This is a genomic window from Curtobacterium sp. MCLR17_058 (genome assembly GCF_003234705.2).
GTDB lineage: Bacteria > Actinomycetota > Actinomycetes > Actinomycetales > Microbacteriaceae > Curtobacterium > Curtobacterium flaccumfaciens.
Map to the genome: position 1 here is coordinate 636,445 of NZ_CP126262.1, position 19,970 is coordinate 656,414.

Here is a 19,970-nt window from a genome sequence, read left to right on the forward strand (position 1 = left end):
CTGCCGGAACCGGCCACCCGTGTGACCATCGCACCCGGTGTCCTGTCGGCGGACGGCCGACCGCGGGGGCCAAGATGGACGGATGCCACGCACACGACGGCCCTCCCGACCGGGGCGCGGACCCCGCGGCGGTCGCCCGGATCCCCGCGACCTGCCGCTCGAGCACGTCCGCGACCGGATGTCGTCGTACATCTACGGCAACATCACGGTGCTCGCCGTCGCGATCGCGGTGAACCCGGAGCAGATCCACCACGGCGCCGCGGTGGCGACCGTCCTGGCGACCGCGGTGCTGACGTACCTGGCGCACGTGCTCGCGCACCTGGTCGCGCACGGACTCGGCGACGACGGCGAGGAATCCGCTGCGGACCGCGCTGCGCGCCGCGACTCGGTCGCGACGATCATCCGGAACGCCAACCCGATCGCGACCTCCGGCATGATCCCGGCGGTCCTCTACGCGGCTGCCTGGATCGGGTGGCTGCCGGCCGAGTGGGCACAGATCGCGGCGACGGTGATCCTGGTCGTGCGCATCGGGCTGGTGGGCGTGTTCATGCAGCGGTTCAGCGGGAAGCAGCCGACGTTCCTCGGGCTGTGGGGCGGCATCGTGCTGGCCGCGGTGGCGTTCGTGATCGGTGTCGTCAAGGTGGTGTTGACGCATTGAGTGACACGCACGCCCACGCCGAACCTCACTCCGAACCCGCCGCCGAGAGCGAGCCGAAGCGCGGCGGGCTGCGGTTCCTGCGCGACCTCGTCATCATCGTCGTCGTGGCGCTGTTGGCGTCCTTCCTGGTCAAGGCGTACCTGGTCCGCGCGTTCTCCATCCCCTCGGGCTCGATGCAGAACACGCTGCTCATCGGGGACCGGGTGCTCGTCAACGAGCTCGTGCCCGGGGTCGTCCCGCTGCAGCGCGGTGACGTCGTGGTGTTCCAGGACCCGGGCGGCTGGCTCGGCATGGGCCAGGGCGATGACCTGATCAAGCGGGTCATCGGCCTGCCGGGCGACACGGTGTCGTGCTGCGACGCCCAGGGGCGCCTGTCGGTGAACGGGCACGCGGTGGACGAGCCCTACGTCGTGCTCGAGCGCGGGTCGGACCGTGTCGCCGGGAAGGACTTCGAGATCACCGTGCCGAAGGGGCGCATCTGGGTGATGGGCGACAACCGGTACGACTCCGCCGACTCGCGCGTGCACGGCACCGTGCCGGTCGACGACGTCGTGGGGCGGGCCTTCGTGACCACGTGGCCGATCTCGCGGTGGTCGGTGCTGTCCCGGTACGGCGACGAGTGGGACCGGGTCCCGACGCCGTGACCACGGACGACGAGGGCTTCGGCTACGAGACCGGCGGGGACGACGACCTGTCGATCCACCGGATCGCGACACCGGGCAAGCGGTCGGGGACGATCGGTCCGCGCCCCGACCACGTCGTGTTCTGGCTCGCGGACGGCCGGGCCAGCCTGACCGCCGACGACGGCGAGCACTGGGAGGTCGGCGCCGAGCGGCCGATGATGCTCTCGGCGTCCGTCGCGTACGGGTTCGAGACCGACGCGACCGCCACGACGCTGCTGCACCTGTCACCGTCGCTGCTCGGCGACACGGGGGAGTCCTCGGTGTTCGGGCAGCCGGACGCGGCCGATCCCGCACTCGAGCCGCTGCGGGCACTGCTGCGCGAGGCCTCCGGGCGCATCCTCGACCCGGCCCTGCCCGCCGACGACCGTGCGGCCCTGAACCGGCGGATCGCGACCGTCGTCCTGTCGACCTTCGCCCGGTCGCGAGCGGACGTCGCGGACCGGATGCGGCGGGCGATCGGCTTCGTGCACGACCACGCCGACCGGACGCTGACCGTGGCGGACGTCGCAGCGGCCTGCGACCTGAGCGAGCGCGGCCTGCAGGACCTGTTCCGCCGTCGTCTCGGCGTCACCCCCATGCAGTACCTGCGCGAGGTCCGGCTCGACCGGGTGCACCTGGAGCTGGGGCGGCCGGGTTCCCGCGCGCTGCTCGTCAGCGAGGTCGCGCGGCGGTGGCGGTTCACCCACCTCGGGCGGTTCGCGGCGTACTACCGGGAGCGGTTCGGGGAGCAGCCGCACCAGACCATCGCGCGGAGCGGCACACCCGGAGAACGGTAGTTCTCGCGTTCTTTGCGGATTCCGGCTATCCTGCTCGCGTGGATGCGCGACGGTCCGAACTGGGGCAGTACCTCCGCGCCCGTCGGGCACTCGTCCAGCCCGAGGACGTCGGCCTCACTCGCGAGCCCGGACGACGAGTGGACGGCCTGCGCCGTGAAGAGGTCGCGCGGCTCGCGGGCATCAGCCCCGAGTACTACCTGCGGCTCGAACGCGGCCGCGATCACCAGCCGTCCGACCAGGTGCTCGTGGCGCTCGGCCGGGCCCTGCGGCTCGACCACGAGGCGGTCGACTACCTGCGCCGCCTCGCACACGCCGAACGCCGCCGCCCCGAGGGGGTCGTGCCGCCGGGGCTCGACGACTCGGTCCGGTCGCTCCTGGCGCAGTGGTCGCACACCCCGGCGTTCGTGATGGACCGCAACCAGGACATCATCCTGTCCAACGCCCTGGCGAGCGCCCTCGGCCCCGGGTACATGGAGCCGGGCGCGAACCTCGTCCTGCAGATGTTCTCCGAGGCGTCCCGGCAGCACGCCGCCGACTGGGACCGCACGGCGCACCGGGTCGTCGCCGCGCTCCGGCTGCACGCCGAACCCGAGGACCCGCGGCTGCAGGAGATCGTCGGCACGCTGACCCTGCAGGACCCGGACTTCGCCCGCATGTGGGCCCGGCACGACGTCGCCGTGCAGCGCACCGGGGTCTCGCGGCACTGGATCGACCCGATCGGGTGGGTCGAGTTCCGCTGGCAGAACCTCGCGATCCCGGGCAGCTCGCACGTGCTCGTCACCTTCTGGGCCGACCCCGGCACCCCTGCAGCCGCGGCCGTCGCCTACCTCGCCGCGCAGGTCCAGCAGGGCACCGCGCGCCGGGAACCGGTCGCGGGCGAGACCGCGGTGGGCTAGCCAGGCGGTCGTCACGGTGGCCGGTGGCCTCGCTCGCCGCGGTCGTCAGGGTGGCCGCGCCCGCGGTCAGGCGGTCGTCGCGCCCTCGTCGAGCAGCCCCCGGAGCGTCGTGAGCCGTGCGGCGGACTCGTCGTCCGCCGCCGTCCACACCACGAGCACGTGCTCGGGGTCCTCCAGCCGACGCAGTTGCTCCCACCGCAGGTCGATCCGGCCCACGAGCGGGTTCTCGAACGCCGACTCCCCGCGGCGAGTCGGCCGGACCGCTCCGCCGGCCCACTCGGTCGCGAACGTCGTGCTCCGGGCCATCAGCTCGCCCAGGAGCTCCTGGAACCGGTCGTCGGCGTCGTGCTCGTCCAACGAGTCCCTGAGCATCGCGGCGGTGCGGTGCGCCTCGGCCTCCCAGCCGTCCACCGAGTCCTCGACCCAGGGGTTCAGGAAGGTGAACCGCGCCAGGTTCGTGCCGACGGTGAGGGACGCGGACAGGGCACCGGCGAGCCGGTTCGCCGCCACGACGTCCAGGTGGCGGTCGAAGACCACGACCGGTTCGGCGAGCGCGTCCACGAAGTCCTGGGCCGACGTCGTCGTCGTGCCGTCCTCGTGTTCCATGCGATCACGCTAACCGGCCGCGCCGTGGAGCAGGGGGGAGAAGGGGGCCCCGGCGGGGACCCCGTCGCCGTGCCTCCGCCCCGCAGGGGGACCCCGGCACGGTGTGTCCGACTGTCGGAGGGCACCGTGCGCCGCACCCGGCGCCGCCGGCACGGGCTGTCGTCGGGGGTGACGGGCAACGACAGGGACACGACGACGCAGCACCCCCAGCCCTAGCGTGACGACGCCGAGACCCCCCGGTCCCCGCACCACCCCAGACGTTCGTCACGAAGGAGACCCGCAGATGGCTGCACCCACCATCGTCCTCGTCCACGGCGCGTTCGCCGACTCCGCCAGCTGGGCACCCGTCACCCGCGAGCTGCTCGACCGCGGCCACACCGTCCTCGTCCCGCCGGTCTACAACCGGAGCCTCGCCGAGGACGCCGCCTCGATCCGCGCCGTCGCCGAGCACGTCGACGGGCCGGTCGTCCTCGCCGGTCACTCGTACGGCGGGGCCGTGATCACCGTCGCCGGCGAGGCCGAGAACGTCGTCGGACTCGTCTACGTCTCCGGCTACGTGCTCGAGGTCGGCGAGAGCCTCGGGCAGCTGCAGGGCGGGTTCCCCGACTCGGACCTCGCCGCGAACCTGGTGTACACGCCGTACCCGGTCGCCGGCGCCGAGGACGGCACCGACGTCTCCGTCGCGATCGACGCGTTCCCGCAGGTCTTCGCCGCCGGGGTCGACCCGCGCGTCGCCGAGGTGCTCGCCGTCTCGCAGCGCCCGCTCTCCGGCGCGGCCTTCGGCGAGCCGGCGTCCGCCGCCGCGTGGAAGACCACCCCCGCGTGGGCGATCGTCTCGTCCGACGACCACACCATCAACCCCGAGGTCGAGCGCTTCGGCTACACCCGCGCCGGCATCACCGACGTGACCGAGCTCGCCGCCCCGCACCTCGTCATGCAGACCCACCCGAAGGACGTCGCCGACGTCATCGAGCGGGCCGTCGCCGCGACCAGCGCGACCGACGCCGCCGCCTGACCCGACCATCCCTGGAGGCGCGGCGTGCGCCCGGCGCACACCGCGCCTCCAGGATGTCCCCGTCCCACCCCAGGAGGCGACGTGACCACGGAACGCACCACCCCCGTACCCCGCGGCGGCGCCCTGGCGCCGCTCGCGATCCCGGTCTTCCGCGCCCTGTGGATCGCGGTGCTGGTGAGCAACATCGGCAGCTGGATGCAGACCGTCGGCGCGCAGTGGCTGCTCGTCGACGAGCACGCCGCACCCGTCGTCGTCGCCCTCGTGCAGACCGCGTCGAGCCTGCCGGTGCTGCTCGTCGGGATCCCCGCAGGCGTGATCGGCGAGTTCGTCGACCGGCGGCGGCTGCTCATCGGGGTGCAGGCGTTCCAGGTGGTCGTCGGCGTCGTGATGACCGTGCTCACCGCGACCGGCGACATGACCCCGGCGCTCCTGCTCACCGTCACGTTCCTGCTCGGGACCGCCTCGGCGCTCCAGCTGCCCGCGTACCAGGCGCTCGTGCCCGAGATCGTGCCGCGCGCCGCGATCACCGACGCCGCGGCGCTCAGCTCCGTCGGCGTCAACGTCGCCCGGGCGATCGGACCGGCGCTCGCCGGAGTGGTGATCGCGCAGCTCGGCGTGCCGTTCGTGTTCGCCGCCAACGCGCTGTCGTTCGCGCTCTTCCTGGTGGTGCTCGTCGCCTGGCACGGCTACCAGCGCCCCGAGACGCGGGCCGAACCGTTCATCGACGCCACCCGCGCCGGGCTGCGGTACGTCCTGCACGCGGCGGTCGTCCGCCGGCTGCTCGTGCAGCTCGCCGTCTTCATGGTGCCCGCGAACGCGCTGTGGGCACTCCTGCCGCTCGTCGCCGACGGCTCGCTCGGCCTGTCCTCCGGCGGGTACGGACTGCTGCTCGCCGCCGTCGGCATCGGGTCCGTCGGCGGGGCGTTCCTGATGCCGGCGGTCCGTGCGCGGCTCGGCATCGGCCGCACGGTCGGCATCGCCTCGGTGGTGTTCGGCGTCTGCACCACCGTCGTCGCGCTCGTCCCCGTGCTGGCGGTCGTCCTCGTCGCGCTGCTGGTCGGCGGGGTGGCCTGGATCGCCGTGGTGACGACGCTGAACGGGACCGTGCAGGCGTTCCTGCCCGCCTGGGTCCGGACCCGCGGGCTCGCCGCGTACCAGCTCGTGCTCTTCGGCTGCACCGCGATCGGCGCGGCGCTCGCCGGCGCGGTCGCCACGCCGCTCGGGGTGACGGGGGTGCTCGCCGGGGCCGGCGTCCTCACCGCGCTCAGCGCCGCAGTGCTGCTCGTGTCCGGGTTCCCGGTGCTCACCGACCGGCAGCGCGCCGTGACGCCGATGCCGTTCGGGGACGAGGTGTTCGTGGCGGACGACCACGGCGCGGCGACGGGGGAGACCCTCGTGCTGCTGCACTGGACGGTCCCTGCGGACGCCGTCGACGAGTTCCGTGCGCGTGCCGAACGGCTCGGGCGGAGTCGTCGGCGGACCGGTGCTCGTGACTGGAACCTGTACCGGGACGCGGCGTCCGGGCCGGACGCCTGGGTCGAGGCGTTCCGGGTGGGGTCGTGGCAGGAGCACGTCGACCAGCACGAGGTCCGGCAGACCGGGGACGACGCGCGGACCCTGCAGGCGGTGCGCGAGGTCGCGGGCGAGCCGCGTGTCGAGCACCTGGTCGCGGAGGGGGTCGGCAGCCCGTCGTCGGGGTGAGGAGGGGTCAGCGGCCCGTCGGGGCGACGGGCTGGGTCAGCAGTCCGTCGTGGTGGCGGGCGGCGTCAGCAGCCCGTTGTGGTCAGGGTGACCGTCGCGACCGTGCCGTCGGACACCTTGGTCGTCTGCGGGCAGAGGTCGCCGGCGCGGACCGTGACCTGGCCGAGGGGAACGCCCGCGAAGTCGGCCGTACCGCCCGGGAACACCCGCTGGTGCTCGGAGAGCTTGCCGGTCGAGGCGAACACCTTGACCTCGTAGGGGTGGTCGGCGGCGTTCGGCGACACCGTGACCGACACCTGGCCGGTGGAGTCGTGGGCGCCACAGCCGGCGAGGGCCAGGAGCGCGGCCACGCCGAGGACGGTTGCGGGGACGACTCGGAGCACGACGACCAGGGTACGCCGCCGCGCCCGAGGACCTGCGCCCTCCGGACTGGGGCCAGGCCCTGTCCGTTCCGCGCGTTACCGTGGGAGCATGCAGCCGGAAACCGCGATGTCCGTGCCCGCGACGACCGGGGCCCATGCCGTTCGGCGAGCGGCCCTGATCGCGGCACTCGACGTGGTCGACGGTGGCGTCGAGGAACGGTTCGAACGGATCACCCGCATCGCGCGCGAGGCCCTCGGGGTCTCCGGCTCCTTCCTCAACCTGGCCGGCGAGACCACCCTGACCATCAAGTCGCAGCAGAGCGACGCAGCCTTCGGCCCGGTCATCCCGCTGCAGGACACCTTCTGCGGCCGGACCCTGGGCGAGCAGGGGCCCGTGGTCGTCCCGGATGCCCGCGAGGACGCCCGGTACGCGGACCTGCCGATGGTGCTCGGCGACCCGAACGTCCGGTTCTACGCCGGTGTCGGGCTCCGTGCCGGCGACGACGACCTGAAGATCGGCACCCTCTGCCTGATCGACCCCGAGCCGCGCACCCTCGACGCCGACGAGCTCGAACTGCTGCAGGAACTCGGCGTCTGGGCGGAGCGCGAACTGCTCGCCGGAGCCGACGAGGACCGCCTGCGCACCGTGCTCAACGGCCTGCAGCCGACCGAGGTGCAGGTGCCCGGCTACCGGATCACGGGGATGTCGATCCCGCACGGGCTCGTCTCCGGTGACTTCCACGACTGGCACCGCTCCGGCGAGGACTCGATCCACCTGACCGTGTCGGACGTCATGGGCAAGGGGATGTCCGCCGGGCTCCTCGCCGCGAACATCCGCGGAGGCCTGCTCGCCCGCGGCGACCAGGACCCGGGCACCGCCGTCGCCGAACTCGAGGCGCAGGTCGCCCCCGAGCTCAGCCGTGCCGAGTCCTTCGCGACGATGTTCCACGGCCGGCTGACCCCGTCGACCGGGCGACTCGACTTCGCCGACGCCGGCCACGGGCTCGTGCTCCAGCTCCGTGACGACGGTGCCGAGCGGATCCTGCGGTCGTCGGACCTGCCGATCGGGCTGCACCCCGCCGGGATGCCCCGCGCCGCCGGGTCGCTCGTGCTCCGGCCGGGTGACGTGCTCATCGTCGTGACGGACGGCGCGCTCGAGCTCTGGGACTCCACGCTCGCGTCGCTGTCCGAGCTGGGGTCGCTGTACCGGGAGTCCCCGGACGTCGAGACGTTCCTGCAGCGGGTGCGCGCACGTGTCGCCGAGAACGACCCGGGCGACGACCTGACCGTCGTCGTCGTGGCGCGCGACGCACTCGGCGCGTTCGAGGCCTGACCGGTCGAGAACTGTCGGCTGGTTCGTCGGCGGTCGCGCGGCGAGTCGTCGCCGGTCGAGTGGTCGTGACGTGTCGTGGGCGGGGCGCCGAGTGGTCGCGAACTGTCGGTTGGCGGGGCCTCGGGCGACGGTTCGTGACCGTTCGCCGGACCTGAGCGGGGTGTCGTGACCATTCGGCCGGCGACGGGCCTCACGCGGCGAGTGGTCGCGACGTGTCGTGGGTGGGGCGCCGAGTGGTCGCGAACTGTCGGCTGGCGGGGCCTCGGGCGACGGTTCGTGACCGTTCGCCGGACCTGAGCGGGGTGTCGTGACCGTCCGGCCGGCGACGGGCGTCACGCGGCGAGGGGTCGCGACGTGTCGTGCGTGGGCCGCCGAGTGGTCACGAACCGTCGGTTGGCGGGGGCTCGGGCGACGGTTCGTGACCGTTCGCCGGACGTGAGCGGGGTGTCGTGACCGGCCGGGCCACGCCACACCACGCGACACCCCGCGCCGGCCTGGCGCGGTGTCAGGCGCCGAGGCGCTCGATCAGCTCGGCGTAGCGCGCAGCCGTGCGCTCGACGATCTCGTCCGGGAGCACCGGCGGCGTGCCCTGGCGGTCCCAGTGCGCGCTGAGCCAGTCCCGCACGATCTGTTTGTCGAACGAGTCGGTGCGGTCGGCGGAGCGGGCGTCCCAGTAGCGGCTGGAGTCGCTCGTCAGGACCTCGTCGGCGATGCGGATCCGGCCGGTGGCGTCCTGCCCGAACTCGAACTTCGTGTCCGCGATGACGACGTCCCGCTCGAGGGCGATGGCCGCGGCCTCGGTGTAGACGTGCAGCGAGAGCTCGCGCAGGGTGGCCGCGGTCTCGGCACCGACCAGGTCGACGGTCTGCTCGTACGAGATGTTCTCGTCGTGCTCGCCCTGGGCCGCCTTGTACGCCGGCGTGTAGATCGGTTCCGGCAGGCGGTCACCGTTGGACAGCCCCGCGGGGAGCGCGACGCCGCACACGCTGCCGGTCTCCTGGTACTCGGCCCAGCCGCTGCCGACCAGGTACCCGCGCACGACGCACTCGACGGGGAACATCGTGAGCGGCATGACGTGCATCGACCGTGCCTCGACCTCGGCCGGCACGGGGGTGCCACCGGAGGACGGACCGATGATGTGGTTCGGGACGTCGCTCAGCTGGGTGAACCAGAACCGCGACAGGCGGGTCAGCAGCTCGCCCTTGCCCGGGATCGGCGGCTCGAGCGCGAAGTCGTACGCGCTGACCCGGTCCGAGGCGACGAGCAGCAGCTCGGACGCACTCGCCAGGTCGGCGGTGCCCTCGGGCACGTAGAGCTCGCGGACCTTGCCGGACGAGACGTGGCGCCAGCCGGCGATCGGCGCAGGGGCGGTCACTTCGCGACCTTCGCGGCGATGTCGGTGCGGAACTGCGCGCCCTCGAGCGTGATGTCGCCGAGCCCGGCGTAGGCACGCTCACGGGCCTGGGCGAAGTCCGACCCGGTCGCCACGACGCTGAGCACCCGGCCACCCGTGGCGACGAGCGTGTCGTCGAGGACGCCGGTGGCGGCGTGCGCGACCGAGACGCCGTCGCGGGCGTTCGCGTCGTCGATGCCGGTGATCGGTCGACCGGTCTGCGGGTTCTCCGGGTAGCCCTCGCTCGCCAGGACGACGGTCACGGCGACCTCGTCGCGGAACACGGGCGCGGGCACGGCACCGAGCTGCCCGGTGGCGGCGGCCAGCAGGAGTTCGCTGAGCGGGGTCGCCAGGCGGGGGAGCACGACCTGCGTCTCCGGGTCACCGAAGCGCGCGTTGAACTCGATCACGCGGACGCCCTGCTCGGTGACGATGAGGCCGCAGTACAGGAGCCCGACGAACGGCGTGCCCTCGTGCTCGAGGCGGCGGACGGTCGGCAGCGCGACGAGCTCGGTGACCTCGTCGACGAAGGCCCGCTCGGACGGCCAGCGCTCGGCGAGCCACGGCAGCGGCGAGTACGCGCCCATGCCGCCCGTGTTCGGTCCGAGGTCGCCGTCGGCCAGGCGCTTGTAGTCCTGCGCGGGGCTGAGCGCGCGGACGTCGTGCCCGTCGCTCAGGAAGAACAACGAGACCTCTTCGCCGTCGAGGAACTCCTCGACCACGACGTGTCCGTGCTGGAGCCAGTAGGTGGCGTGGTCGATCGCAGCCTGGCGGTCGTCGGTCACGAGCACGCCCTTGCCGGCGGCGAGCCCGTCGGCCTTGACCACGTACGGGGCGCCGAGCTCGTCGATCGCGGCGACGGCTTCGTCCGCCGTGCCGGCGTAGACCGGACGCCCGGTGGGCACACCGGCCTCGCCCATGATCCGCTTGGCGAACGCCTTCGAGCCCTCGAGCTGCGCGGCGGCCTTGCCCGGCCCGAACACCGGGATGCCGCGGGTGCGCACCGGGTCGGCCACGCCGGCGATGAGCGGGGCCTCGGGGCCCACGACCACGAGCTCGACGTCGTTCTCGATCGCGTACTCCGCGACGAGCGCACCGTTGGTGGGGTCGAGGGAGACGGTCTCGACGTCGGCGGCGATGCCGGCGTTGCCGGGCGCTGCCGTGATGACGTGACCGGCATGCTCCGCGAGGAGGGCCGTGATGATCGCGTGCTCGCGGGCACCGGAACCGAGGACGAGGATTCGCACCCGATCACCCTACCCAGCCCGACTCGCCGCCCGCGATGCGAGGGCTAGCCTGTGGAGATGCCACCCAGGAGGATCGAGGACGCCGACGGGCGCGCGGCACTGGCCGCGGTGCGTCGTGGGGAGACGGCCCGACCGGCCGTCGCGACCGCGGTTCGGTGGACGTTGCAGTGTCTGGCGGACGAGGTCCCGGGCAACAGCGTCGAGGTTCGGGTGCCGCCCTTCGCCGCCGTCCAGGCCGTGCCCGGACCCCGGCACACCCGTGGCACGCCGCCGAACGTGGTCGAGACCGACGCCACCACGTGGCTCGCCCTCGCGTCCGGCGAGCTGACCTGGGCCGAGGCGGTCGCGCAGTCGCGCGTCAGTGCTTCGGGCTCGCGCGCCGACCTGACGGCGTTCCTGCCGGTCCGGCTGCCCGCCCCCGGCGCCTGACCCTGCGAGCCGCCGGCACCGATCCGCCAGCACCGATCCGCCAGCACCGGTGCGCGGCGGCGAAAGCGTCTGCGGAGAACTCCCACGCGAATTAGGTAGTGCCTACCGATGCGCCCGCATCGACCGGGTTCCTAAGCTTGAAGTCGCCGGGATTCGGACCCGACCCGAACGGGTCCGAACCCGGCGACAGGCACCAAGGTACGCGATGTTCCACACAACGTGTCAATCGTGGCGGCGCGTCGTGCTGCAATCCGCAACGTTCTTGCGTGCGCGACAGCCGACGCGGAACGCGGAACCGGCCGTACCGAGTACCGAGCAGCTCAGAGCAGCTCGCTGAGCTCCGACCGCGCGTGCAGGTCCCACTTCGCGAAGACCCGCGACAGGTGCGCGTCGATCGTCCGCGTCGAGAGCCCGAGGGACTCCGCGATCCGCCGGTTGCTCAGCCCCTGCGCGGCGAGCTCGGCGACCTCGTACTCGCGCTTCGTCAGCGGCGGCTTCGAGTGTCCCGCGGTCACGGAGATGCCATGTGCCGCGAGCAGTCCCTGCGCCGCGATCACCCGCGTGCGGTCGCCAGCGCGCACGGCGTCGGCGTACTCGATCACGGCGGCGGCGAGTGGTCCGTCGACGCGGGTGGCGGCCTCGCGCATCCGCTCGAGCGAGCCGGTCGAGTCGCGCCCCTGCGCCATGCCGACCGCGTGGTGCAGGGCGTACCCGTACATCACGTGCGTCCACGAGCCGTTCGCCGTGCTGCGTTCGATGATCTCGTCGGCGTGCTGCAGTCCGGCCGGGTTGCCGAGCACGGCCTCGGTCCAGGCGATCGACACGGCGACCTGCTCGCCGGTGATGCGCATCGCCCGTTGCGGGGTGGTCCGGGCACGGTCGAGCGCGCTGGCGGCTGCTTCCGGGCGTCCGCCGTACGCGAGCGCCAGGGCCAGCCGCGCCCAGGGGTAGGCAGCGAACCCGCCGTGGTCGGCGATGTCGTACCGCTCGCACGCCGCCGAGAACGCGGCGACGGCGTCGTCCCAGCGGCGCTGTGCGATCGCCAGGTTGCCCTGACCGATGAGCTCGAGCGTGAAGTCGTACTTCAGGTAGGGGCTGGACCGGCCCGCCGGCACCTCGATGATCAGGCCGTCCAGGTCGCCGCGCCACATCTGCACCTGGTGCAGGACGGAGGAGTTCTCGCCGACGCTCCAGGGCGCTGCCTCGACGTGGGCCACGGCGGTGGCCAGGGCACGGTGACCGAGCGCGGACGCGTCGTCCAGTCGGCCGGCGGTCGCCAACGCCATCACGGCGCAGGGTGCGACGGCGAGGAACGACATCGGCATCGTCGGGGCGTCCACGATGCTGCTGCGCTCGATCTCGGCCCGGACCTCGGCGAAGTCGCCGCCCCAGCCCTGGTGCGCCATCCGCAGCAGCCGGAGCCGTTCGACGGCCTCGTCGGACACCACCAGGCGCGTGGCGGCATCGGTCAGGGCGACCGCCGCCGCGATGTCGTCGTCGTGGAACTGGCGGATGTTCGCCAGGGTCTCGCACGCTTCGATGACGGCCTCGTCGGTGACGTCGCCGACGTGCCGCTTCGCCACGGCCCAGGCGGCTTCCGCGTCGGCGCGGCCGGCTTCACGGCCGTCCGAGTACGAGTACGCCAGCGAGCGGAGGCAGTGCGCCGCGACCTGTTCGGTGGGGGTGAGCGTCGTGCGGAGCGCTGCCGAGGCCAGGGCGATCGCGCTCTCGTGCTCCTGCAGCCGCACGGCGACCTGCGCCGCGTCGAGCAGCTGGTCGACCGACGGCAGGACCCCGCACTCGAGCGACCACAGTGCGGCACGCAGGCGTGCGGCGGGCGGTGCGCCCTCGGGCCGGTCGGTGCGGAAGGCGTTGGCGCGCGCGAAGAGTGCCGTTCGCCGGGCCACCGGCACCAGGGTGCGGATGACCTCGCCGACGAGCGGGTGCGACGGCCGGACGACCGCGGCGCCGTCGTCGAGCGAGTCGATCCGGACCAGGCCGAGCGCGACGACCCGGTCGACGTCCCCGCCGGTCACCAGACCGAGCAGGCGGGCGAGCGGGATCGGGTCGGCGAGGGCGACGATGTCGACGACGTCGCGCAGGTCCTCCGGCAGCGACCCGAGTTCGGTGCGGTACATGTCCGCGAGGCTGTCCGACGCGGTCACGCGCCCGCGCCAGTACCACCCGGTCGCGGTGTGGTCGAGGGCGCCGGAGACCCGCGCCGCACGGACCACCTCGCGCAGGTACAGCGGGTTGCCGGCGGTGGCGCGGTGGACGCGCTCGGCCGAGGCGTTCTCGAGCGGCGAGCCCAGCGCCTCGGCCACGAGCGCCGCGGTCTCGTGCAGCGCCAGGGGCTGCAGGTCGATGCGCTCGAGCAGGTCGTCCTGCCACAGCGCGCGGAGCGGCTCGGGGAGCGCCGTGAAGTCGCGGCAGGTCAGGACGAGCCGAGCACCCTGCCGGCGGACCAGCCAGGCGACGTACCGCGCGGAGATCGCGTCGAGGTGGTCGGCGTCGTCCACGCGGAGCAGGACGTCGCGGTCGACGAGGTCCTCGATCGCTCGGAAGCGCTGCTCGGCGCCGGTGTCGTCGGACAGCTCCGAGATGGACGCCGGCAGCTCGCCGAAGCGCTCGGCGACGGCACCGAAGGGCATCGACCGGCTCGCGGCGACCGCCGTGATCGGCACGACGACCGTGCGGCCGGTGCCGTCGCGACCGGCGACGCGGTCGGTCACCCGCGCCGCGGCGGTGCTCTTGCCGATGCCGGGGGCACCGACGAGCGCGACGCTCCACCGGTGCTCGGCGACGACGGCGACGGCGCGGTCCTCTTCCGCGCGCTGCGCGACGGGCCAGGCCACGCGGGCGGGGGCGGCCGGTCGGCGTCGGCGGGCGGGTGCCATTCGTTCACGCATCCGACACACCTCCTCCGCTTGGGATACCGACCAGTAGCGTCCATCCTCTCCCGGATCGGTCGCCGCGCACAGGCCGCGGGACGTCCCACAGTGGGGGACAATGGACGGGTGAGCAACACCGATCAACCCGACGAGCAGCCGCTCCCCACGCCGGCACCGGCTCCCAGCGCGGTCGCCAGCCCCGACGAGGTCACCATCCGCCGTGCACCGAAGTTCGGCGTGTTCATCGTCGGCGGTGCGGTGCTCGGGTTCCTCGCGACCCTCGTCGTGGTCGCCCTCACCATGAACCTCGGCGGCCAGCGTGACCAGACGAGCTTCGGCAGCCTGGTCGGCTACTTCAGCCTGTGGGGCGTCACGATCGGCGCCTTCGTCGGTGCGGTCGTCGCCGTCGTGTTCGACCGGGTCTACGCCCGGCGGTCTGCCCGCCTGACGGCGGAGCGCGTCGAGGTCGAACTGCCGCCCGAGACGGTCGACGGTGAGCTCGACGACCACGGTGACCAGCGGCCGTAGCCGCTCCCGATCAACGGACTGGAGGCCCGGTGCCAGCTGGCACCGGGCCTCCAATCCGTCGTCTGGTCGCGTCTCGGACGCGACCTAGCTGAGCTGGTTCGCCTCGACCCAGGACAGGTACTCCGGGCTCACGGTGCCCGTGACGTACTCGCCCGTGAAGCAGCTCATCTCGAGGTCGGTCACGTCCGAGCCCTCGATGATGGCGTCGCGCATGTCCCCGACCTCCTGGTAGATCAGGTGGTCGCTGCCGAGCACGCGGTTGATCTCCGGGATCTTCCGGTCGTGCGCGATGAGCTCCGCACGCGTCGGCATGTTGATGCCGTAGACGTGCGGGAACCGGACAGGGGGAGCGGCGCTCGTGAACGTGACCTCGTTCGCGCCGGCGGCCCGGGCCATCTCGACGATCTCGCGGCTCGTGGTGCCACGCACGATCGAGTCGTCGACGATCAGGATGTTCTTGCCCTTGAACTCGGACGACATCGCGTTGAGCTTTTGGCGCACCGAACGCTTGCGCTCCGCCTGCCCCGGCATGATGAAGGTGCGGCCGACGTAGCGGTTCTTGTAGAAGCCCTCGCGGTACTCGATGCCGAGCTTCCGGGCGACCTGCATGGCCGCCGGACGGCTCGAGTCCGGGATCGGCATGACCACGTCGATGTCACCGGTCGGCGCGTACTGCTCGATGGTGTCGGCGAGACGGTTGCCGAGGCGCAGACGTGCGTCGTAGACCGAGATGCCGTTCATCACCGAGTCGGGACGTGCCAGGTAGACGTACTCGAACGAGCACGGCACCAGACGCGGGTTCTTCGCGCACTGGCGGGCGTGCATCTGGCCGTTCATCTCGATGAAGACGGCCTCGCCCGGGGCGATGTCGCGGACGATCTCGTAGCCGCCGGACTCGAGCACGAGCGACTCGCTCGCGACGACCCACTCCGGCTGCCCGGCCTCGTCGAACTTGTGGCCGAGGATCAGCGGGCGGATGCCGAACGGGTCGCGGAAGGCCAGCAGTCCGTGCCCGGCGATGGTCGCGATCGTGGCGTAGGAGCCCTCGACCCGCTCGTGCACGCGCTCGACCGCATCGAAGACCTGACCCGGGTCGAGATTCGCGCCGCGGACCTGGCCCTGCAGCTCGTGCGCCAGCACGTTCACCAGGAGCTCGGTGTCGCTCGTCGTGTTCAGGTGACGACGGTCGATGTCGAACAGTTCACGCGTGAGTTCCCGCGTGTTGGTGAGGTTGCCGTTGTGGACGAGGACGATGCCGTACGGCGCGTTCACGTAGAACGGCTGGGCTTCTTCTTCGTTCGTCGCGGCGCCCTTGGTGGCGTAGCGGACGTGTCCGAGCCCCATGGTGCCGAGGAGGGCACGCATGTCGCGCGTGCGGAACGCCTCGCGCACGTGCCCGCGGGTCTTGTGCATGTGGTGCACGTGACCCTCGACCGTGGCGATGCCCGTCGAGTCCTGCCCTCGGTGCTGCAGGAGGAGCAGTGCGTCGTAGATGGATTGGTTGGCGGGGCCCTGCGCAACAAGGCCGACGATGCCGCACATTCGCGGGTGTGCTCCAGACCGTAGAATCGGGGGGTACCGAACAAGTCTGCCATGTCACCGCGAAGGACTCCGCATGCCCAACCCGTACGCCGAAGCCGGAGTGGACACCGCTGCCGGTGACCTGGCCGTCGAACTGATGAAGTCCGCGGTCGCGGCCACCCACAACGCCTCGGTCCTCGGAGGCGTCGGTGGGTTCGCCGGGCTCTACGACGTCTCGTTCCTGAAGGACTTCTCACACCCGTTGCTCGCGACGTCGACCGACGGCGTCGGCACCAAGGTCGCCATCGCGCAGGCGATCGACAAGCACGACACCATCGGGCAGGACCTGGTCGGCATGGTCGTCGACGACATCGTCGTGGTCGGCGCGAAGCCGCTGTTCATGACCGACTACATCGCCTGTGGTCGCGTGGTGCCTGGCCGGATCGCCGACATCGTCGCCGGCATCGCCCGCGGCTGCTCGGAGACCGGCACCGCCCTGGTCGGCGGCGAGACCGCCGAGCACCCGGGGCTGCTCGGCCCGGACGACTACGACGTGGCCGGTGCGGCGACGGGTGTCGTCGAGGCCGACGCGCAGCTCGGAGCGCACCTGGTGCAGGACGGCGACGTGGTCCTGGCGATCGAGTCGTCGGGCCTGCACTCCAACGGCTACTCGCTCGTGCGGCACATCCTGGCGTCGCGGGGCGTCGGCTTCACGGACCAGCTGCCCGAGCTGAGCGGCGTCGGGTTCGGCGGCGCGGTCTCGGTCGGCGAGGCCCTGCTCGAGCCGACCCGCCTGTACACCGCCCCGCTCCTGGCACTGCTCGAGCAGCACCCGGGCGCGGTGCACTCGCTCTCGCACGTGACCGGTGGTGGCATCGCCGCGAACCTGGCGCGTGTGCTGCCCGTTGGCTCCTGGGTCGAGGTCGACCGTTCCACCTGGCAGCCGCTCCCGGTGTTCCGGGTCCTGGCCGACATGGCCGGCACCCCGATCGAGGACACCGAGGGCACCTGGAACCTGGGCATCGGCATGTTCGCCGTCGTCTCGGCCGGGGCTGCTGCCGAGGTCATCGCCTCGCTCGGTGCCGCCGGCATCCCCACGTGGCCCGTCGGCACGATCGCCACGTCCGCACGGGACCTGACCGGGTTCGAGCAGGGCGCCAAGGGTGTCGACGGCGGCGCGGTCCGGCTCGTCGGGAGCTACGCGGGCTGACCCGCCGGGCGGCGTGCTGCCGCCGCGCCGTTCTGCCTGCGGTGAGTGGTCACGAACCGTCGTTCGGCGGGCCTGCAACCGACGGTTCTTGACCGCTCGGCGTCGTGCACGCGGTGAGTCGTGACCGCCCGAGGCCGGGATCCGAGCGCGCCGACGGGCGTCCGGGCACGCGGAAACGCCGCGCTGCCCGAGGGCTGCGCGGCGTGACTGCGAGAGAGGTCAGGCGGACTTGTTCTGGTCTGCCTGGGTCTCGAACTCGTCCTCGTCTTCCGCCGGTTCCGGACCGTACTGGTCCGCCCAACGGTCGACGTAGTTCTCGTCGGAGTGTTGTCCGGCGGAGAGCTCCTGCTCGAGCGCACCGTAGTTCGTCTGCGGGCTGAAGTACTTCAGCTCACGGGCGACCTTGGTGTGCTTCGCCTTCTGACGGCCGCGCCCCATGCGTGACCCCCTCGTTCGGCTCTGGTCCGGTCCTGGCGAATGACGGAAGATCACTCGGGGAACCAGACGGTTCGTGGTTTGAAATCTGCCGATCACTCTACCATGTACCTCGATCTGGACGTCGCGCGACGGCTGGCCCGCACAGCAGAATCGAAGTGATGACGGAACCCCTCGAGACCCCGGTCGACCAGCACGCCCGCGTGGTGGTGATCGGTGCGGGGCAGGCGGGGCTCTCCGTGGGATACCACCTGCGTCGCCTCGGGCTCGTCCCCGGCAGCGACCTGGTGATCCTCGACCGCGCGCCGAGCACCGGTGGGGCGTGGCAGTTCCGGTGGGAGGCGCTGCGGCTCGGAGCGGCGCACCGGGTGCACGACCTGCCCGGCATGCGCGCGATGGGCCTGGAGTTCGACGACGCCGACCGGTCACGGCCCGCGCGGGACGTCGTCGGGGAGTACTACCGGCGGTTCGAGCAGCACTACGACCTGCGGGTGCGGCGCCCGGTCACGGTGACGTCCGTCTCACGCATCGACGGCGACGGCGGCGTGGCGGGCCATGCCGCGACGGACGGTGGCCTGTGCGTCACGACCCGGAGCGCCGACGGCACCGTCACGCGCATCCGTGCCGAGGTCGTGGTGAACGCATCCGGCACGTGGGGCACCCCGTTCGTGCCGTGGTACCCGGGGCGCGACGTGTTCCGCGGACGCCAGGTCGACACGACCGAGTACCGCAGCGCCTCCGAGTTCGCCCGCCAGGACGTCGTGGTGGTGGGCGGTGGGACGAGCGCGATCGGGTTCCTGCTCGAACTCGACGGCGTCGCCCGTTCGACCCGGTGGTTCACCCGGCGCCCGATGGTCTGGGCCGGGACGGCGTCGCTCGACGTCGAGTCCGCGGTGGCCGCCGTCGACGAACAGGACCGTGCTGCCCGCGCCGGCGAGGTCCTGCCGAGCATCGTCAGCGGCACCGGGGTCCCGGTGTCGCGACGGATCCGCGCCGGCATCGACCGCGGCGTGCTGCGCGACGAGCCGATGTTCACGCGGATGGACGAGACCGGGGTGGTGCGGGCAGACGGCACCCACGTACACGCCGACGCGGTGATCTGGGCGACGGGGTTCCGGGCCGACCTGCGGCACCTCGCGCCGCTGCACCTGCGGACCACGGCGGGCGGGGTGGTGGTCGAGGACGGCCGGTCGGCCGAGGAGCCGCGCTTGTTCCTGGCCGGCTACGGTCCCCAGGCATCGACCATCGGTGCGAACCGGGCCGGCCGACGCATCGCCCGCCAGGTCATGGACGCGCTGGCGGGCTGAACGGCCGCGCGGCCCCTCGCACGGTGCGAGGGGCAGCGTGAACGGTGCGAGGTTCCGTTCCCGGAGCGGGCCTCGTGAGCTCTCACCGGGAACGGAACCTCGCACCGGACGGACCGGGACGCGCGCTCAGGCGGGCAGGGGCTCCTCGACGCCACGACGACGGCGCGACGACTTGAGTACCAGGGCGTCGAGCGAGAACCGCCCGGGCCCGGTCAGCGCCACGGCGAGGGACGCCACCGCGAGGACGAGCACGTACTCGAACCCGCCGTCCTGCGAGTAGAAGCCCGCGGTGCCGTGGGCCAGGAACCCGGCGACGACCATGTCGACTGCCAGCAGCACGCCGACGACGCGGGTCGCGACGCCGAGCACGAGCAGGACGCCGCCGACGAGCTCGAGGCCGGCGACGAGGGGTGCTGCGACCTCGGCGAGGGGAACGCCCATGCCCGAGAAGCCCTGCACCACGTTGGGGATGCCCTGGGCGAACTTCTGGGCGCCGTGGGCGATGAACACCACCCCGAGGACGATGCGGAGCGCGGTCAGGCCGATGGAGGTCGATGTCGTTCGCATGGCCACGAAGGTAGCCGGTGACGCGTCATCGATCGTCCTCGAACAGGGGACTGACCGCGCTTCGCCAGAACATGCCCAGAGCATGCCCAGACAGCGGTCCGCCGAAGGGTGGACTGCTTCTCAGGAATCCGCGCCGCGGCCGGTCTGCTGCTGGAGGCGGTCGATGTGCTCCGACGCCTGCGCCTTGGTGAGGTCGGCGGGGAGTTCCTCGCCGGCTTCACGGGCCAGGGTGTCGAGGTAGCTGCGCTGCGGTCCGGTCATCGGCTCGTCGCCGGTGACCCACTGCTCGGGGTCCTTGCTCGCGTCGGTGGAGGGGTCGGGTCGGGGGCCGCCGAGGGTCTCGCCCTGGATCGGTGCGTCCGGGGTCTGCTGCTGGTCGCGGTCTGCGTCACTCATGTCCGCGACGGTACGC

General features: G+C 72.6%; 20 protein-coding genes. 11 read left to right on the forward strand and 9 right to left on the reverse strand.

Annotation, left to right across the window (positions count from 1 at the left end; all coding sequences use genetic code 11):
• Nucleotides 1–82 precede the first annotated feature (82 nt).
• Genes DEJ11_RS03100 through DEJ11_RS03115 form a run of 4 tightly spaced genes read left to right on the forward strand, consistent with a single transcriptional unit; the run spans nt 83 to nt 3,013 of the window.
• Complete coding sequence (locus DEJ11_RS03100) at nt 83–658, forward strand: hypothetical protein (protein ID WP_146250062.1); 576 nt, start codon at nt 83–85, stop codon at nt 656–658.
• Nucleotides 655–1,302, forward strand: a complete 648-nt coding sequence (gene lepB, locus DEJ11_RS03105) for a signal peptidase I (protein ID WP_146250061.1) — start codon at nt 655–657, stop codon at nt 1,300–1,302. Before DEJ11_RS03100 ends, lepB begins: the two co-directional genes overlap by 4 nt.
• Entirely contained in the window at nt 1,299–2,117 is an 819-nt protein-coding gene (locus DEJ11_RS03110; RefSeq protein ID WP_146248668.1) for a helix-turn-helix transcriptional regulator, read from the forward strand. Before lepB ends, DEJ11_RS03110 begins: the two co-directional genes overlap by 4 nt.
• A 38-nt stretch (nt 2,118–2,155) precedes the next feature.
• Entirely contained in the window at nt 2,156–3,013 is an 858-nt protein-coding gene (locus DEJ11_RS03115) for a helix-turn-helix domain-containing protein (RefSeq protein WP_111103831.1), read from the forward strand.
• Nucleotides 3,014–3,079: 66 nt separating this feature from the next.
• On the opposite strand, the gene DEJ11_RS03120 is transcribed toward DEJ11_RS03115, so the two are convergent.
• The gene (locus DEJ11_RS03120) at nt 3,080–3,619 is read right to left on the reverse strand and encodes an MmyB family transcriptional regulator (protein ID WP_111029819.1); all 540 of its coding nucleotides are present in this window, start codon (nt 3,617–3,619) and stop codon (nt 3,080–3,082) included.
• Between the two features lie 283 nt (nt 3,620–3,902).
• On the opposite strand from DEJ11_RS03120, the gene DEJ11_RS03125 reads away from it, so the two are divergent.
• Both DEJ11_RS03125 and DEJ11_RS03130 read left to right on the forward strand, forming a co-directional pair.
• Nucleotides 3,903–4,634: an alpha/beta fold hydrolase gene (locus DEJ11_RS03125; RefSeq protein WP_111103830.1), complete on the forward strand. Its 732-nt coding sequence runs from the start codon at nt 3,903–3,905 to the stop codon at nt 4,632–4,634.
• An 81-nt stretch (nt 4,635–4,715) separates the two neighbouring features.
• Nucleotides 4,716–6,335 carry an MFS transporter gene (locus DEJ11_RS03130; RefSeq protein ID WP_181440850.1) on the forward strand — a complete coding sequence of 540 codons (1,620 nt, stop codon included), beginning with the start codon at nt 4,716–4,718 and terminating at the stop codon, nt 6,333–6,335.
• Between the two features lie 65 nt (nt 6,336–6,400).
• Here DEJ11_RS03130 and DEJ11_RS03135 read toward each other — a convergent pair whose 3' ends face one another.
• The gene (locus DEJ11_RS03135; protein WP_111029822.1) at nt 6,401–6,718 is read right to left on the reverse strand and encodes a hypothetical protein; all 318 of its coding nucleotides are present in this window, start codon (nt 6,716–6,718) and stop codon (nt 6,401–6,403) included.
• Between the two features lie 88 nt (nt 6,719–6,806).
• Between DEJ11_RS03135 and DEJ11_RS03140 the strand changes: the two genes are divergently transcribed.
• On the forward strand, nt 6,807–8,030 hold the full coding sequence (locus DEJ11_RS03140) for a PP2C family protein-serine/threonine phosphatase (RefSeq protein ID WP_111103827.1): 1,224 nt from the start codon (nt 6,807–6,809) through the stop codon (nt 8,028–8,030).
• Nucleotides 8,031–8,535: 505 nt separating this feature from the next.
• Here DEJ11_RS03140 and DEJ11_RS03145 read toward each other — a convergent pair.
• Complete coding sequence (locus DEJ11_RS03145; protein WP_071248348.1) at nt 8,536–9,405, reverse strand: phosphoribosylaminoimidazolesuccinocarboxamide synthase; 870 nt, start codon at nt 9,403–9,405, stop codon at nt 8,536–8,538.
• Nucleotides 9,402–10,670 (reverse strand): phosphoribosylamine--glycine ligase, encoded by a 1,269-nt coding sequence (gene purD / locus DEJ11_RS03150; protein WP_111103826.1) that lies wholly within the window; start codon nt 10,668–10,670, stop codon nt 9,402–9,404. The genes DEJ11_RS03145 and purD overlap by 4 nt, the downstream gene beginning before the upstream one ends.
• A 57-nt stretch (nt 10,671–10,727) precedes the next feature.
• On the opposite strand from purD, the gene DEJ11_RS03155 reads away from it, so the two are divergent.
• Complete coding sequence (locus DEJ11_RS03155) at nt 10,728–11,099, forward strand: sterol carrier family protein (RefSeq protein ID WP_071248502.1); 372 nt, start codon at nt 10,728–10,730, stop codon at nt 11,097–11,099.
• Nucleotides 11,100–11,419: 320 nt separating this feature from the next.
• Here the strand turns inward: DEJ11_RS03155 and DEJ11_RS03160 are convergent, their stop codons facing one another.
• Nucleotides 11,420–14,008: a helix-turn-helix transcriptional regulator gene (locus DEJ11_RS03160; RefSeq protein ID WP_146250060.1), complete on the reverse strand. Its 2,589-nt coding sequence runs from the start codon at nt 14,006–14,008 to the stop codon at nt 11,420–11,422.
• A 108-nt stretch (nt 14,009–14,116) separates the two neighbouring features.
• Here DEJ11_RS03160 and DEJ11_RS03165 point away from each other — a divergent pair, with 108 nt between their 5' ends.
• Nucleotides 14,117–14,518: a hypothetical protein gene (locus DEJ11_RS03165; RefSeq protein WP_110858851.1), complete on the forward strand. Its 402-nt coding sequence runs from the start codon at nt 14,117–14,119 to the stop codon at nt 14,516–14,518.
• A gap of 84 nt (nt 14,519–14,602) precedes the next feature.
• On the opposite strand, the gene purF is transcribed toward DEJ11_RS03165, so the two are convergent.
• Nucleotides 14,603–16,060, reverse strand: coding sequence for an amidophosphoribosyltransferase (gene purF, locus DEJ11_RS03170; RefSeq protein WP_027465037.1), 1,458 nt, complete (start codon nt 16,058–16,060; stop codon nt 14,603–14,605).
• Nucleotides 16,061–16,133: 73 nt separating this feature from the next.
• On the opposite strand from purF, the gene purM reads away from it, so the two are divergent.
• A complete protein-coding gene (gene purM, locus DEJ11_RS03175) occupies nt 16,134–17,249 on the forward strand; it encodes a phosphoribosylformylglycinamidine cyclo-ligase (RefSeq protein ID WP_111103821.1) in 1,116 nt (371 codons plus the stop codon).
• Nucleotides 17,250–17,468: 219 nt separating this feature from the next.
• Here purM and DEJ11_RS03180 read toward each other — a convergent pair whose 3' ends face one another.
• A complete protein-coding gene (locus tag DEJ11_RS03180; RefSeq protein WP_017886249.1) occupies nt 17,469–17,687 on the reverse strand; it encodes a DUF3073 domain-containing protein in 219 nt (72 codons plus the stop codon).
• 158 nt (nt 17,688–17,845) lie between these two features.
• Between DEJ11_RS03180 and DEJ11_RS03185 the strand changes: the two genes are divergently transcribed.
• Nucleotides 17,846–18,991 (forward strand): NAD(P)-binding domain-containing protein, encoded by a 1,146-nt coding sequence (locus DEJ11_RS03185; protein ID WP_111103820.1) that lies wholly within the window; start codon nt 17,846–17,848, stop codon nt 18,989–18,991.
• 126 nt (nt 18,992–19,117) lie between these two features.
• Here DEJ11_RS03185 and DEJ11_RS03190 read toward each other — a convergent pair whose 3' ends face one another.
• Together DEJ11_RS03190 and DEJ11_RS03195 are read right to left on the reverse strand one after the other, a co-directional pair.
• Nucleotides 19,118–19,558 carry a DoxX family protein gene (locus DEJ11_RS03190; protein WP_071405836.1) on the reverse strand — a complete coding sequence of 147 codons (441 nt, stop codon included), beginning with the start codon at nt 19,556–19,558 and terminating at the stop codon, nt 19,118–19,120.
• Between the two features lie 120 nt (nt 19,559–19,678).
• A complete protein-coding gene (locus DEJ11_RS03195) occupies nt 19,679–19,954 on the reverse strand; it encodes a DUF3072 domain-containing protein (RefSeq protein WP_017886246.1) in 276 nt (91 codons plus the stop codon).
• Between the last annotated feature and the right edge of the window lie 16 nt (nt 19,955–19,970).